At 63.9% G+C, this 15,273-nt stretch carries 13 protein-coding genes; 4 read left to right on the top strand and 9 right to left on the bottom strand.

Features of this window, described 5'->3' with window-relative positions:
* Nucleotides 1-96 precede the first annotated feature (96 nt).
* From C7441_RS24170 to C7441_RS20510, 7 genes are all read right to left on the bottom strand, one after another.
* Nucleotides 97-267, bottom strand: a complete 171-nt coding sequence (locus C7441_RS24170) for a hypothetical protein (protein WP_170125206.1) — start codon at nucleotides 265-267, stop codon at nucleotides 97-99.
* An 82-nt stretch (nucleotides 268-349) separates the two neighbouring features.
* Entirely contained in the window at nucleotides 350-1,339 is a 990-nt protein-coding gene (locus C7441_RS20535) for a lipid A biosynthesis lauroyl acyltransferase (protein WP_109614454.1), read from the bottom strand.
* A 9-nt stretch (nucleotides 1,340-1,348) separates the two neighbouring features.
* Nucleotides 1,349-2,377, bottom strand: coding sequence for a zinc-binding dehydrogenase (locus C7441_RS20530; RefSeq protein WP_109614460.1), 1,029 nt, complete (start codon nucleotides 2,375-2,377; stop codon nucleotides 1,349-1,351).
* A 136-nt stretch (nucleotides 2,378-2,513) separates the two neighbouring features.
* A complete protein-coding gene (locus C7441_RS20525; protein WP_109614453.1) occupies nucleotides 2,514-3,785 on the bottom strand; it encodes a beta-ketoacyl-ACP synthase in 1,272 nt (423 codons plus the stop codon).
* A 12-nt stretch (nucleotides 3,786-3,797) separates the two neighbouring features.
* Entirely contained in the window at nucleotides 3,798-4,991 is a 1,194-nt protein-coding gene (locus C7441_RS20520) for a beta-ketoacyl-ACP synthase (RefSeq protein WP_109614452.1), read from the bottom strand.
* Between the two features lie 40 nt (nucleotides 4,992-5,031).
* Entirely contained in the window at nucleotides 5,032-5,316 is a 285-nt protein-coding gene (locus C7441_RS20515) for an acyl carrier protein (protein ID WP_026060674.1), read from the bottom strand.
* Nucleotides 5,317-5,479: 163 nt separating this feature from the next.
* Complete coding sequence (locus C7441_RS20510; protein ID WP_109614451.1) at nucleotides 5,480-6,034, bottom strand: histidine phosphatase family protein; 555 nt, start codon at nucleotides 6,032-6,034, stop codon at nucleotides 5,480-5,482.
* A gap of 151 nt (nucleotides 6,035-6,185) precedes the next feature.
* Between C7441_RS20510 and C7441_RS20505 the strand changes: the two genes are divergently transcribed.
* The 3 genes from C7441_RS20505 (at nucleotide 6,186) to C7441_RS20495 (ending at nucleotide 9,910) form a co-directional block, all read left to right on the top strand.
* Nucleotides 6,186-7,136, top strand: a complete 951-nt coding sequence (locus tag C7441_RS20505) for an AEC family transporter (RefSeq protein WP_109614450.1) — start codon at nucleotides 6,186-6,188, stop codon at nucleotides 7,134-7,136.
* Between the two features lie 209 nt (nucleotides 7,137-7,345).
* Nucleotides 7,346-8,803, top strand: coding sequence for an NAD-dependent succinate-semialdehyde dehydrogenase (locus C7441_RS20500; protein WP_109614449.1), 1,458 nt, complete (start codon nucleotides 7,346-7,348; stop codon nucleotides 8,801-8,803).
* A gap of 90 nt (nucleotides 8,804-8,893) precedes the next feature.
* Nucleotides 8,894-9,910 (top strand): aldose epimerase family protein, encoded by a 1,017-nt coding sequence (locus C7441_RS20495; RefSeq protein WP_109614448.1) that lies wholly within the window; start codon nucleotides 8,894-8,896, stop codon nucleotides 9,908-9,910.
* Nucleotides 9,911-9,923: 13 nt separating this feature from the next.
* On the opposite strand, the gene C7441_RS20490 is transcribed toward C7441_RS20495, so the two are convergent.
* Nucleotides 9,924-10,844 (bottom strand): sugar kinase, encoded by a 921-nt coding sequence (locus C7441_RS20490; RefSeq protein ID WP_109614447.1) that lies wholly within the window; start codon nucleotides 10,842-10,844, stop codon nucleotides 9,924-9,926.
* A gap of 82 nt (nucleotides 10,845-10,926) precedes the next feature.
* Complete coding sequence (locus tag C7441_RS20485; RefSeq protein ID WP_109614446.1) at nucleotides 10,927-11,376, bottom strand: Lrp/AsnC family transcriptional regulator; 450 nt, start codon at nucleotides 11,374-11,376, stop codon at nucleotides 10,927-10,929.
* A gap of 139 nt (nucleotides 11,377-11,515) precedes the next feature.
* Between C7441_RS20485 and putA the strand changes: the two genes are divergently transcribed.
* Nucleotides 11,516-15,142, top strand: coding sequence for a bifunctional proline dehydrogenase/L-glutamate gamma-semialdehyde dehydrogenase PutA (gene putA, locus C7441_RS20480; RefSeq protein WP_210205683.1), 3,627 nt, complete (start codon nucleotides 11,516-11,518; stop codon nucleotides 15,140-15,142).
* The last annotated feature ends 131 nt before the right edge of the window (nucleotides 15,143-15,273 follow it).

The raw sequence follows: 15,273 nt of genomic DNA, 5'->3' as shown, positions 1-15,273 counted from the left end.
CGATCATCAGATGCTGGCCTCCATTCCAGCCACCATCTTGAATCACAAAATCAGCAAACAGGGAATCCTGACGATTCAATCAAGCCGTGAACCGCTCTAGTTCTTCACGACGTGAAGCGGGTTCGCCTGCTTGTTCATCGCCGCAATCTGCTTGAGCAGTTTGCGCACAGCCAATTGCTGCGCGTTGCGTTCGCTGCGCCTTTGGGGGCCCCACGGTGTCCAGAGCGTGGCGCCGGCGGTATTCGGTGTTCTGATACGCTTGCTCATGATTCCTCCCGCATCACGCTATATGAACGGATGAAATCCGGCTTTGTTGCGGCCGTAAAGGATTAAATTTTGAAAAGGCCGCTCATGCTTCGGTCGGAGCGCCGCGCCGATCCCGGCTGCGACGGCCTTTGGACAGCGCCCAGCGCTTGTGGAACCACATCCACTGGCCGGGGTCTTCGCGCACCCAGCGTTCCACCACGTCGTTGAGAAGCTGCGCGGTTTGCGTGAGATCGACGCCGCCGTTGGCGTCGCGCGGCAGATCAAGCCTGTCCTCGATCACCAGCTTGAAGCGGTTGTTCGGCAGGCGGATGCAGCGTGCGGGATAGACGTCGCAGTCGAATTGCCGCACCAGCTTGGGCAGCAGTGGGCTGGTCTGGCAGGGGCGGCCGAAGAAGGTGGTGGGCAGGCCGTTGGTGAATTTCTGGTCCACCAGCATGCCGATGGTGCCGTTGTTTTCCAGGATGCGGGCAAGCGCGAAGGAAGCGCCGGCCTGCGAGGCCAGCAGGTCGCCCATGGCGGAGCGGCGCGTGGAAAGGATGTAGTCGGCGATGTAGGGGTTGTTCGGCGGACGGAACAGCGCCGTCACCTTCATGCCATAGGTGGCGCCTGCAATCGGCAGCAGTTCGAAATTGCCGAGATGCCCGGTGAAGATGATGTGCGGCCTGTCTTCGGCAGCTATCTTCTCGAACAGCCGTTCGCCGGAAACCTCGACGCGGCCCGGCTCCGTGGCATGGGGGTCGTAGTCGAACAGCGAGTCGAGGAATATGTATTCCGCCGCGAGCCGTGCCATGTTGCCCCACATGTCGAGCGCGATCGCTTCGATCTCGGCTTCGCTCTTTTCCGGGTAGGCGCGGCGCAGATTGTCCAGCGCGACCTTGTGACGACCGACCAGCGGCCCAAGCCTGCGGGCGGTGCGGTCGGCGAAATTCAGCGCGGTGTCGGTGGGCAGGCGGCGCAGCAGAGAAAGAAGCCCCTTGGCGAACTGCGCCGTCAACCAGTGGCGGGCCTGCTTCGTTCGCCGTGACAGGCGGTACAGGAAATCCTTGCCCGCCGTTTTCGTCTTTCTCTGCATCTGCGCGCGTTACCCGACGTGCAGGATGATCTTGCCGAACACGTCGCGGCCTTCCATGCGCTTCAGCGCTGCGTCGATGGAGCCGAAATCGACCTCGGTGTCGATGACCGGGTGGACGATCCCGGCAGCCATCTTCTGCATGGCGTTGGCCATGTTTTCCATGCGGCAGCCGAAGGAGCCGAGCAGCTTCAGCTGTTGCTGGAAGAGCATCATCAGGTTCACTTCGGTCGAGACGCCGGAGGTCGAGCCGCAGGTGACGAGACGTCCACCGCGCCTGAGGCTGAACATCGAGCCTGCCCAGGTGTCCTTGCCGACATGCTCGAACACCACGTCGACGCCTTTCTTCTTCGTCAGCTTGCGCACGACACCTTCGAAGCGGTCCTGGCGATAGTTGATGACATGGTCGGCTCCGAGCGCCTTGGCCTTTTCGATCTTCTCGTCGGAGCCCACGGTGGTGATGACGGTGCAGCCGATCTTCTTGGCAAGCTGGATGGCCGCCGAACCGATGCCGGAGCCGCCGGCATGGACGAGGATGGTTTCGCCCGGCTCGAGCCTGGCATTGTCGAACAGCATATGTTCGACCGTGCCGAAGGTGACGGGTGCAAGTGCAGCGCCTACGGCATCCACACCGGGAGGGGCGGGCACCAGAAGGCGCGCGGGCAGGTTCATCTTTTCCTGTGCGAAACCGTCGAGGTGGAAGCCGTGCACGCCGGAGACGTGCTCGCAAAGATTGTCGCGGCCCTCGCGGCAGGGGCGGCAAAGGCCGCAGGTACGCGCGCCATAGATCGATACGATCTGGCCCGGAACCAGATTGGCGACGCCGGGGCCGACTGTCTCAACCACGCCCGAGGCTTCCGCGCCGACGGTCAGCGGCAGCTTGCGCTTGGCGAAAGCCATGCCGCGCCAGCCCCAGACGTCGATGTGGTTGAGCGCCACCGCCTTGATGCGCAGCGTGACCTCGCCGAGCGCCGGCGCCGGCGGCTCTGGGATCTCCACCGTCTCGAGCTTGCGATCCTCGATGAGTTGCAGTGCGCGCATCGGGCCTCTTCCTTCGTCAAACATCAGTGCGGAACGCCCGCGGCGTTTCGGGCAAAGTCACGCGACATAACAAAACGGAGCGCGCGGCGGCCGGTCGGGTCGCTGCATCGCACTCCGGAACCATTGGCAGGGTCGATTAGACCGGTTCCCGCGCCATGACAAGGCAGGTGTTCTGCCCGCCGAAGCCGAAGGAATTGGAAAGCACGGTCGAAACCTGCGCCTCACGCTTCTTGTTCGGCACGACGTCCAGCTCGATGGCGGGGTCGGGATTGTCGTAGTTGATGGTCGGCGGGATCACGCCTTCGCGCATGGTCAGCAGCGAGAAGGCCGCCTCGATCGCGCCCGCCGCCGACAGCGTGTGACCGATCATCGACTTGTTGGAGGAGATCGGCGTGGTGCGCATGCGCTCGCCGAACACGGTCGAAAGCGACAGATGCTCCATCTTGTCGTTTTCGGGCGTCGAAGTGCCATGTGCGTTGACATAGTCGATGCCGTCTTCGCCGAGACCCGCATCGGCAAGCGCCGCCCGCACCGCACCGATGGCCGGCGAGCCGTCCGGCTTTGAGCGGGTGCGGTGGAAATCGTCGGATTTTTCGCCACAGCCCTGCAGGATGCCCAGCACCGTCGCGCCGCGCGCCACAGCGCTTTCGAGCGATTCCAGAACCAGCGCTGCCGAGCCTTCGGCGAGAACAAAACCATCGCGGTCTTTCGAGAAGGGTTTTGACGCCTTCTCAGGCACGTCGTTCTGCGTCGACAGCGCCGAAAGCAGCGAGAAGCGAATCAGGGCCTCGGCGGTTGCCGAGCCGTCCGCGCCGATCGACAACGCGCGGTCGCATTCGCCGCGACGGATTGCCTCGACGCCGAGCTGGATGGCGGTGGCGCCCGAAGCGCAGGCCGTGGAAAGCGTGATCGGCAGGCCGCGCGTGCCGAACTCGTCTGCGAGGCGGGCTGCGATGGAACCGAACTGGGACGTTTCAAAAACGTCGAGTGTGGGCAGGTTGCGGGCAACCGTGAACAGGCGGTCGGTTGCGCTGCCATCCTTGCCGTCACGATAGAGCGCGAAGCGGTCATGCCAGTCGAGTTCGACGGGCGGGGAGGCGAGGAACAGCGGTCCGCCGAAATTCTCGGCATCCAAACCGGATTCCGCGATCGCCTCGCGGCCGGATTTTTCGGCCAGTTCATAGGTCAGTGCGCTGGCGCCCTTGTCGCTCGAGGGCAGGAAATCGACCGTACCGGCAATCGTCGTGTTGAGATGCTCGATCGGGAAGCGCGTGATCTTGTGGATGCCCGAGCGCCCCGAGGTGAGAGCCGACCAGTTGTCGGCCTTGCCGACGCCGAGCGAAGTGACGACGCCGATGCCGGTGACGGCGACGATGGGCCTGCCGAGATGGTCGTTGTACTTAGCCATGTGCGTTCCGATTCAATCGGGCGCGCCAACCAGCGCCATGCCCTCGAAATAGTGATAGCCGATAGCGGTCGCCAGCACCGAGTTCGGCGTGCCTTCATAGGCCTTCTCGTTCGACGCATCAAAGGCCGGGTAGCCGGCCTTGCGGTCGATTGCGAGCGCCGCCAGCGCTACCGCGAAGGGGAACTGGGCTTCCTTCATGTGGCCGGTGAGCGTGCCGAAGGCCCGTGCAACGAGTTGCGGGTTGCGCTCCAAAGCTGCCTTTTCGGCCTTCGTCGCGGCATGCGCGCCGGAGGCGCCGGACATCGTCAGCAGCGGGCCATTGGCCGGCACGTCCGCCTTGTCCATCAGGCCGGAGATGGCGTCGCCAAGGTCCTGCTTGCGGCGGCGGGTGAGTTCGGAATGCACCGGGCCAAGTGTCGCATAAATGCGGCGTCCGCGTGCCTCGGCGTGCTCTCGCGATTCCAAAACCAGGAACGCCGCGCCCGAGCCGCTGACCACGCCGCCGCCTTCGGCGCCTTCGCGCTGCCACACCGGCTTCCACGGGCCGCGATGCAGATAACCGCCAAGCTCGTAACCCAGCAGCATGTCTGGATGTTCACTCTGGAACGCGCCGCCCACCAGCACATGCGTGGACTGGCCGGAGCGGATGCGCGCCGCCGCCGTCTCGACGGCCGCGACGCCCGCGCCTTCCTCGCCCATGAAGGTGCGCGAGGAGCCAGTGACCTTGTGGACGATGGAGATGTTGCCAGCGAGCAGGTTGGAAAGCTGGGCCAGGAAAAGGGTCGGCCTGAGCTCGGTGGTCAGCTTCTCGTTCAAGAGCACGTCGCGATCGTTGCGTGTCTCGGAGGCTTCGAGGATGGCGTTGTCCACCGTCTCGTCGCGCTCGCCGCCGCCGGCGGCCACGACCATATCCATAGCCGCGCAAAGCGCTTCGTCGCCCTTGATGCCGGCGTCGTCCAGCGCAAGGCCGGCCGTATAGGTGCCAAGCCGCTGCCATGTTTCCATCTGGCGCTGGTCGCCACGCTTGGCGATCTGCAGGCCCCAGTCGATCTCGGGCAGCGGATGGATGGAGTAGGGCGGATAGCGTTCGGCATCCACCACCGGCGCGGTGTCGGCGGCGGTGAGTTTTTGCCAATGCGCATCGGTGCCTTCGCCCAGGGACGAAACAAGGCCGATGCCGGTGATGACGACGTCGTGGGCGCTCATGGGTGGCTTTTGTCGGTCAGGCCGCTTGTCCCGTCAAGGGTCAGGCGGCAGCCTTTGCCGCAACCAGACCGTCGATCTTGGCGCAAAGGTTCTTCATCAGGAAGTAGTCGTCGGTCGAGGCCTTGCCGTCATTGACGTCCTGCGTCCACTTCTCGAGCGGCACCTTGATGCCGAATTCCTTGTCGATTGCAAAGACGATGTCGAGGAAATCGAGGCTGTCGATGCCCAGATCGTCGATGGTGTGGCTCTCGGGCGTGATGGTGTCGAGGTCGATCTCGCTCGTGTCGGCGATGATCTTGGCAACTTTCTCAAATGTCGTGGACACGGGCTTTTCCTTCAAAAGTGCGTGCGGATTTCGTTCCGCGCAGTGTTGTTCGGCTCTCTAATCGGTTTTTCGGGGCAGGAAAAGACCAAATTCCCCAGCAGCGCCCGGCCGTCGGGCCGCCCGGTCTCTTCGCCAGCTCATTTCGTGTCGCGCAGGCAGCATGTCAATTGAACACGATTCGGCCAAGAATATGGAGCCCTTCGCCATCGGGCCTGACGATTACGGCCTCGCCTTCGCGCGCCGTCTGGCCGGTGAGGGCGACGATTATCTCCAGATGCGTCACCAGAACGAGATTGCCCGATCCGTCGAAAGCACGGATCGTATTCATGATCTCTTCCTTCTGCGCGTCGTCGATCTGCGTGCCGGGGAGTGGCTGGTCGAGCGCGGCGAAAGGTTCGACGAGCCGGTCGCCGAAGGCGATGCGGGCCGTTTCGAGCGCGTTGCAATAGCGGCTGGAAAGCACGCGTTCGGTGGTTTCGGCGCGGGCTGCGAACAAAGCTCCCATCTTGCGGGCCTGCTGCTTGCCGCGGTCGGAAAGATTGCGCTGCGTAGCGCAGTTCTCGATGTCGAAGGTGGCCGGCTCGACAGTGCCGGGCGTGATGGCATGGCGCAGAAGCACCACATGGCCGCCATTGCGCAAAAGCGCCCAGCCAGCCTCCGTCGCAGCGGCGGGCGCGAGCGAAAGAAGCAAAACAAGGATGGTCGTTATCAAGCGCATATGAATTTCCCGGCCAGTCTGTCGCATATAGGGATGGGAAAGCCGGATGAAAGGCAAGCATGCCCCCAAGCCCCCATTCCCCTGGGGGCTGCAGCATTGTCATCCGGATTGGACGATTGCGCGGGACCGGCGGCTCGCCTATGACCCCGGAATGTCTCCGATGATCGAAACCGTCCTGTTCGTTTTCAGCCTCGTGGCGCTTGGCTATCTGGCCGGTTTGACGGGCTATCTGAAAGCGGAGGCGGGTGATGCGCTGTCGCAGTTCGCCGTTGGCGTGGCGCTGCCGATCCTCCTTTTTCGCACAATGGTCAGCGCCGATTTTCATGGTGCGATGCCCTGGGCATTGTGGATGACTTACTTTGGCGCGGTGATCGTTGCCTGGACGGCGGGCCATCTCGTCGTCACGCGCGGTTTCGGACGGGACGCGCAGGTGGGCGTGGTCGGCGGCGTCTCGACCGCGTTCTCGAACTTGCTCCTGCTCGGCATTCCCTTCATGCTCGGTGTGTTCGGCCAGCAGGGGGTCGACATATTGTCGCTGATCATCTCGGTGCATCTGCCGACGATGCTGGCAGCTTCTATCATCATGTTCGAGCTGTTCGGTGATAGCGGGGGAGAGCGCGTCCATCCGCTGCAGATGGCTCGGGACTTCCTGCGCCGGCTCTATAAGAATCCGCTGATCGTCGGGATTCTCGCCGGCCTCGCATGGCGTTTTGCCGGGGTTCCCGTGCCCGGGCTGGCGCTGCGGCTTACGGATGCGATCGCTGGGATCGCGGGTCCGCTGGCGCTTTTTGCCATGGGGCTCGGACTGCGCAAGTTCGGCATTTCGGGCAATGTCAAACCCGCCTTCGCGCTTTCCGGCCTGAAGCTCATACTGATGCCCGCGGTGGCGCTGGTCATGGCGCTGCTGCTCGGCCTGCCGCCTGTGCCGGCCAAGGTTGTGGTCGCGGCCGCCGCGCTGCCATCCGGCGTCAATTCCTATCTCATCGCCACGCAACTCGGCACCGGACAGGCACTGGCCTCCAACCAGATGACGATCGCCACCGCATGCGCCGCCGTCACCACCGCCTTCTGGCTGACGATCGCGCAGGCGACATTCGGATAGCTCTGGACCATAAGGTCATGGCACAAGGAGATTGATCCAGTTACTTTACGTGAGTTAAAGAGGTGGCGCGCTTGCGGGGAGGGCCATATATTCATGGCACATCGCGCAAACATCGACCGGCACCACTCCGGCGGGCAAGGGCCTGCCGGTTATGACGAATTCCAGAGGATATCGGCGCGTTGCGACGCGTCGTACGAGAGGCGAGACGAATGCTCCAGAAAACCAGCCATTTCATGCGCCAGGCAAACCTCATCAATGGCGAATGGGTTCAGGCCGATTCCGGCAAGACCATTGATGTGATCAACCCGGCCACCGGGCTCAAGATCGGCACGGTGCCTTATGCTGGCGCTGCCGAAACGCGCCGCGCCATCGAAGCCGCCAACGAGGCCTTCAAGACCTTCCGCAAGACTTCGGCGCTCGAGCGCTCGAAGCTGCTGCGCAAGTTGCACGACGCTATCATGGACAATCAGGATGCGCTGGCCGAGTTGCTTACCATGGAGCAGGGCAAGTCGCTGGCCGAAGCCAAGGGTGAGATCGGCTCGTCGGCGGCCTATGTGCTCTGGTTCGCCGAGGAAGCCCGCCGCGCCTATGGCGACGTCGTGCCTTCGCCGTGGGCGGATCGCCGCGTCCTGGTGACGCGCGAGCCGGTCGGCGTCATCGCCGCCATCACGCCTTGGAACTTCCCGTCCTCGATGCTGTCGCGCAAGATCGGCCCGGCGATTGCCGCCGGCTGCACCGCCGTCGTCAAGCCGGCCGCCCAGACGCCCTATTCGGGCCTTGCCTGGGGCGCGCTGTGCGAGGAAGTCGGCATTCCGAAGGGCGTGGTCAACATCGTCACCGGCGCGGCCAGCGCGATCGGCGACGAAATCTGCACCAACCCGCTGGTCAAGAAGATCACCTTCACCGGTTCGACCGAGGTCGGCAAGATGCTGATCGAGAAGTCGGCTTCGACGGTCAAGAAGGTGTCGATGGAACTTGGCGGCAATGCGCCGTTCCTGGTCTTCGACGATGCCGATATCGACCGCGCGGTCGAGGGCGCCATCATGGCCAAGTACCGCAACTCGGGCCAGACCTGCGTATGCACCAACCGCTTCTTCGTGCAGGCGGGCGTCTATGACGCATTCGTCGAGAAGTTCGCGGCTGCTTCGGCCCAGCTCAAGGTCGGTTCCGGCCTCGAGGCCGGCGTGCAGCAGGGGCCGCTCATCGACGGCAAGGCGGTGGAGAAGGTCGAGGAGTTCATCGAGGACGCCACCGCCAAGGGCGGCAAGGTCGTCGTCGGCGGCAAGCGCCATGCGCTGGGCGGTTCCTTCTTCGAGCCGACCGTCATTTCGGGCGCCACGACCGACATGAAGTTCATGAAGGAAGAAATCTTCGGCCCGATCGCGCCGGTCTTCAAGTTCGAGACGGAAGAAGAGGCGGTTGCGCTCGCCAACGATACCGAGTTCGGCCTTGCGTCCTACTTCTACACCGGCGATCTCGGCCGCGCCTTCCGGGTGATGGAAGGGCTGAAATACGGCATGGTCGGCGTCAATGAAGGCCTCATCACCACGCCGGAAGCACCGTTCGGCGGCGTGAAGGAATCGGGCCTGGGCCGCGAAGGCGGCCATCAGGGCATCGACGACTATCTCGATACCAAATATGTCTGCATCGGCGGCCTCGGCCTCTGATCTTCAGGGCTCTGAGCCTATCGCTTGACATCAAGACGGACGCGGCCGCATGGTCGCGTCCGTTTTTCATTTCAGTGACCGGAGCGGGGCATGTCAGGTGGCAAGGTCTTCGGTACGACGGATGACGGACAGTCCGTCCGGCGCTTCGACATCGCCGGTGGCGGACTTTCAGCCAGGATCATCAGCTGGGGCGCGGTGGTGCAGGATCTGCGCCTTGCCGGCCATGATGCGCCGCTGGTGCTCGGTTTCGAACGGTTCGCCAACTATCCGCTGTTCTCGCCCTATTTTGGCGCCGTCGTCGGGCGCTGTGCCAACCGCATCCGCGATGGCCGCTTCACGCTCGAAGGCCGGCGCTGCCAGATCGATCCGTCGGGTCCCGCGCACGGCTTGCATGGTGGCTCGAATGGTTTCGGGCGCCGCGTCTGGGACGTGCTTGTGCATGGGCCGGATTTCGTTACGCTGGGCCTTCACGATCCGGATGGAGAGATGGGTTTTCCCGGCGCGCTCGATGTGCGCTGCACCTATCGGCTGAAAATTCCGGGCACGTTGTCGATAGAGCTGACCGCGACCTGCGAGGAGCCGACGCTCTGCAATCTCGCGCATCATTCCTATTTCAACCTCGAGGACGGCGGCACCAGAGATGTTCTCGATCATCGCGTGATGCTGAATGCGGCTGCCTATCTGCCAACCGACGCGGAAAGGATCCCCACCGGCGTGGTGCGCCCGGTGGATGACACGCCGTTCGATTTTCGTCAGGCGCGACCGGTGCGCATGGAAATCGAAGGGGAGCAACTCGGCTATGACAATAATTTCTGCCTTACCTCCGCACGCGGACCGCTGAAACAGGCGGCCTGGATACAGGGCGCGTCCTCCGGCGTGGAGATGGAGGTATGGACGACGGAGCCGGGCATCCAGTTCTATATCGGTCAGCATGTTTCGACCGATGCGCGGGGGCTGGGTGGACGCCGCTACCAGCCATATGCGGGCTTATGCCTGGAGCCGCAGATCTGGCCGGATTCGCCCAACAGGCCTTATTTCCCTCAGGCTACGCTTTGGCCGGGGCAGATGTACCGGCAGATCACCGAATACCGCTTCCGGCCGGGCTGATTCTCCGGGTCGCCTATAACTCGAAGGCAAGCCTGAGAATTTCAAACGGCGCCAGCGCACCGCGCACCTGCACGACCGCTGCCGCCACACGATGAGCGCGGCGGGCCGCATCCTTCGGCGATTGCCCGAGCAGTCGCGCTGAAAGATAGGCGCCGTTGAAGGCGTCGCCCGCGCCGGTGGTGTCGATGGGCGCCTCAACCCGTGTCGCCGGCACGGCGAAGATGTTCTCGTAGTGGGAAATCACCACCTCGCGTTCGCCATTCTTCACGACGCTTTCGGCCACGCCTGCACGCTCAAGCCGTTCAAGCGTGGCTTCGGGGGAGGCGTCGCCGTAGAGGTCCTGTTCGTCGGCGAAAGTTGGCAAAGCCAGATCGGCGACCTTCAGCCCTTCATCGATTGCCGCGCGTGCGGTCGCAGTATCCGGCCACAGCCGCGGGCGGTAGTTCGGATCGAAAGCGACGTGGCAGCCATGCGCGCGCGCGGCCGCAATCGCTTGCAGCAGGGTGCGCCGGCCGGCTGTGTCCAGAATTGCCAAAGTGATTCCGGAAAAGTAGATAAGTGTCCGTTCTTCAAGGCTTTTCGCCAGGGCGATGGGATTGCTGGCGAGTTGCCGCGCTGCGGCATCGCTGCGCCAGTAGGTGAAGGAGCGCTCCGCGCCCTCCAGCCGGATCGCGTAGAGACCGGGCCGCGCGCCGGGAACGACCGGGCTGCTGGCAACGCCTATGTCGTGCTCGCGGAAAAAGGCGATCTGTTCCTGTGAAAAGGGGTCGTTGCCGAATGCCGTGACATAGTCGACATGATGGCTGGGACTCAGCGCGCGGATGGTCCAGAGGGTGTTGAAGGTGTCGCCGGCATAGCCCATGCGCCAGGTGTGCCCGGTCTGGCCGGAAAGTTCGATCATGCATTCGCCGATCGCCGCGATCCCGTCCGCCATGCGCACCTCCTCACCACAACTACAATTGTTGTATAGCGCTGCCTGTGCGCTGACCATGGGTATGGCGCGAAAACCCGTCCGCCTAGCGATCCTTGACGGTTTCCATCGCCACGAAGGTCGAGGTTTGCGCCACATGGGGCAGGCCGGAGATACGCTCGCCAAGCACCCGGCGATAGGCGGCGATGTCCCTGGTGCGGACTTTCAAAAGGTAGTCGAAGCTCGCCGCCATCATGTGGCATTGCTCGATTTCACGCACATCCTGCACAGCGCGGTTGAAAGCGTCGAGCGCGGCCGAGCGCGTGTCGGAAAGCTTTACCTGCACGAACGCGACATGACCTTCGCCCATGCGCTCGTGGTCGACCACCGCGGAATAACCCCGGATGAAGCCTTCCTGCTCCAGCCGTTTCACGCGCGCCTGCACAGGCGTCTTCGACAGGCCGACCTTCGCTGCAAGCTCGGCCATGGAAAGCCGGCCGTCGCGCGACAGGGCGGCGAGTATGTTTCGGTCTATGCGGTCCAGTTGGTCTTTCATTGGATAATATGCGGTTTAAATAGTGGAAATGAGTGGCTATCTATAGGCTGTTCAGCCTATTTCGTCCAATCCTTTGGGCCGCCTTGCGATCCGGGATATGATAGGCATCGACGCTGTCACAACCCTATATTCTGGCAGGATGTCCATGACCGCTCCATTGCTCGACACGATCCGCAAGCAAATCCGTTCCAACTACCTTCCCGACGAGGAACAGGCGCTGGCGCGACTGGTCAAGGACGCCGGTTTGAGCGAGGCCGAGCGCAAGGCGATTTCCGCCCGCGCCGTCGAATTGGTGAAGGCGGTGCGCGGCTCGACCGATCCGCGCCTGATGGAGGTTTTCCTGTCTGCCTATGGTCTTTCGACCAAGGAGGGCGTGGCGCTGATGTGCCTGGCCGAAGCACTGTTGCGCGTGCCCGACACGCAGACCATGGACGATCTGATCCAGGACAAGATCGCGCCGCACGACTGGTCGGCGCATGGCGGCGGCTCCAGCTCCATCTTCGTCAACGCCTCGACCTGGGCGCTGATGCTGACAGGGCGTGTGCTGGACGAGAGCGAGGACGGCATTGCCGGCACGCTACATGCGATGGTGCGCCGGCTGGGCGAACCGGTCATCCGCAAGGCGGTGGCGGCGGCCATGCGCGAGATGGGCGAACAGTTCGTGCTCGGCCGCACCATCGCCGAAGCCGTCAAGCGCGGCCGTTCGATGCTCGCCAAGGGCTATCTCTATTCCTATGACATGCTGGGCGAGGCGGCCCGCACCGAGGAAGATGCACTGCGCTATCTGCGCGCCTATGCCGACGCCATCGCGGCACTTGCCATCCATTCCAGGGGGCAGGACATCCGCTACAATCCCGGCATTTCGGTGAAGCTCTCTGCCATCCATCCACGTTACGAGGAAGCGCAGCGGGAAACCATGCTGCCGGTCATGGCCGAGCGGCTTCTGTCGCTGGCCGTTGCCGCGAAAAATGCCCGTATGGGTCTCAACATCGATGCCGAAGAGGCCGACCGGCTCGACCTGTCGCTCGACGTCATCGAGCGCGTGCTGGCCGATCCGCAGCTCGAAGGCTGGGACGGTTTCGGCGTCGTGGTGCAGGCCTATGGGCCGCGCTGCGCCTTCACCATCGACTGGCTCTATGCGCTGGCACAGAAACTCGACCGCAAGATCATGGTGCGGCTGGTCAAGGGCGCCTATTGGGACACCGAAATCAAGCGCGCGCAGGTGCTGGGCCTCGAGGGCTATCCGGTGTTCACGCGCAAGTCCAACACCGACGTTTCCTACATCGCCTGCGCAAAGAAGCTGCTGTCGATGACCGATCGCATCTATCCGCAGTTTGCCGGCCACAATGCGCACACCGTTTCCGCGATCCTTGCCATGGCGCCCGACCGCAACTCCTTCGAGTTCCAGCGCTTGCACGGCATGGGCGAGGCGCTGCATGAGACGGTGCGCAAGGCCGAGGGCACGCGCTGCCGCATTTATGCGCCGGTCGGTGCGCATTCGGACCTGCTTGCCTATCTGGTTCGTCGCCTGCTCGAAAACGGCGCCAATTCCTCCTTCGTCCATCAACTCACGGACGAGAGCGTCAAGCCGGAGGAGATCGCCCGCGATCCGTTCGAGACTGTGGCCACTCAGGGACCGGCCGCCAACCCGGCCATTGCACAGCCGCTGGCCATCTTCGGTGCCGGCCGCCCCAACGCCAAGGGTTATGATATCACCGATACCGTGACGCTTGCGGCAATCGACAAGACCCGGCAGGAATTTGCCGGTGCGGACCGCTGGCACGCAAAGCCTGTCACCCGTGCCGCTGGCGACGGCGTGAAGCGGTCGGTGGTCAACCCCGCCAGGCCGGCCGAGGTCGTCGGCTCCGTGGTGGAGGCGAGCGCCGGACAAGTTTCCGAGGCGGTGCGCATCGCGGTTGAAGCGCAGCCGGCATGGGCTGCGCGCGCCGTTGCCGAACGCGCCGAAATCCTGCGCCGCATTGCCGATCTCTACGAAGCCAATGCGGTCGAGTTCTTCGCACTTGCCACGCGCGAAGCCGGCAAGTCTCTGGCCGATGGCGTGGCGGAAGTGCGCGAGGCGGTCGATTTCCTGCGCTATTACGCTTCCGAGGCGACCAGGGCCGAGGCCGGGACCGAGGCGCGCGGCGTCATGGTCTGCATCTCGCCCTGGAATTTCCCGCTCGCCATCTTCACCGGCCAGATCGCGGCGGCACTCGTCACCGGCAACAGCGTGATCGCCAAGCCGGCCGAGCAAACGCCCCTGATCGCCTATCGCGCTGTCGAGTTGATGCGCGAGGCGGGCATTCCGCAGGATGTGATCCAGCTTCTGCCCGGCGACGGGCCGACCGTCGGCGCCCCGCTGACGGCCGATCCGCGCATTGCCGGTGTCTGCTTCACCGGCTCGACGGAAGTCGCCAAGATCATCGAAAAGCAGCTTGCCGAGACCGCCGCGCCGGATGCGATGTTGCTAGCCGAAACCGGCGGCCTCAACGCCATGATCGTCGATTCCACGGCGTTGCCCGAACAGGCGGTGCGCGACATCCTTGGTTCGGCCTTCCAGAGTGCCGGACAGCGTTGCTCGGCCCTGCGTGTTCTCTATGTCCAGAAGGACGTCGAGAAGAAGGTGCTGAACATGCTGACAGGCGCGATGGAGGCACTGACCGTGGGCGATCCGTGGCGGATTTCCACCGATGTCGGCCCGGTGATCGATGAGGAGGCGCAGAACGGAATCCGCGCATACACTGCGAAGATGGAAGAGCAGGGTCGTCTCCTCGCCAGGCTCGACGCGCCTGAAGACGGCCGCTTCGTGGCGCCGCATATCTTCCGCGTTTCGGGCATCGGCGAGATGGAGTGCGAGGTGTTCGGCCCGGTGCTGCACGTGGCGACTTTCGAAGCCGACGAGATCGACAAGGTTATTTCCGACATCAACGCTAGGGGCTACGGCCTGACCTTCGGCCTGCATACCCGTATCGAGGGACGCGTGCAGCATTTTGTCGATGGCATCCATGCCGGCAACATCTACGTCAATCGCAACCAGATCGGTGCGGTCGTCGGGTCGCAACCCTTTGGCGGCGAGGGGCTTTCCGGAACCGGACCCAAGGCGGGCGGCCCGCACTATCTGCGCCGTTTCCGGCGTGGCCCAGCCGCTGCGAGCGTCGAGGCAGCCCCGGCTAAGTCGGTAGCGGCCAGCGAGCTTGCTTCGCGCTTCCCGCGGGTCAGTTCCGAATGGAGGCAGTCGGCCGACCGCATCGCGAGTTTGCGCAAGCATTTGCGTGGCAAGGGTGCAGTGGCAATCGCGGCCGCGGCAACGCTCGACTACGGCCAGGTGGACCTGCCCGGGCCGACAGGCGAAGCCAACACATTGGCGCTGACCCCGCGTGGGCGCGTGCTCTGCCTGGGGCCGGATGCCGAAACGCTGCTGGCGCAGGCCGTGCAGGCTCTGGCGGCCGGAAACGCCGTGCTGGCGGTTGCGCCGGGCGCGTCCGCTGCGCTGCACGCGCTGGCCGGAAAGGGGCTTCCGCTCGTGACAATCGATGGCGAGGCGCCGGCCGAAGCGCTGGCCTCTCTCGACCTCGATGTCGTCGTGTTCGCGGGCGATGCCGGGCGCGCCAGGGAAATTCGCAGGGCGCTCGCCGCCCGCAAGGGACCCATCGTGCCGCTGGTGAGCGAGGTGATCTATCCGGCAGCCTATGCGCATGAGCGCGCCGTCTGCGTGGACACCACGGCAGCCGGCGGCAACGCCAGCCTGCTCGCCAGCGCGGCCTGATACGGATCGGCGCGGCTTTTCCACGCCGCCCCGGAAAACGATAAAAAGTTCGGGGGGATGTCGGCAGGCCTCCCTTTGATGCGTCCTTTCCACAAACGCGGATCGTTCCCGATCCGTTGGACCATCAAAGG

The sequence above is a fragment of the Pseudaminobacter salicylatoxidans genome (assembly GCF_003148475.1).
In the GTDB taxonomy this organism is placed as follows: domain Bacteria; phylum Pseudomonadota; class Alphaproteobacteria; order Rhizobiales; family Rhizobiaceae; genus Pseudaminobacter; species Pseudaminobacter salicylatoxidans.
This window is presented reverse-complemented; position numbering and strand designations above follow the sequence as displayed.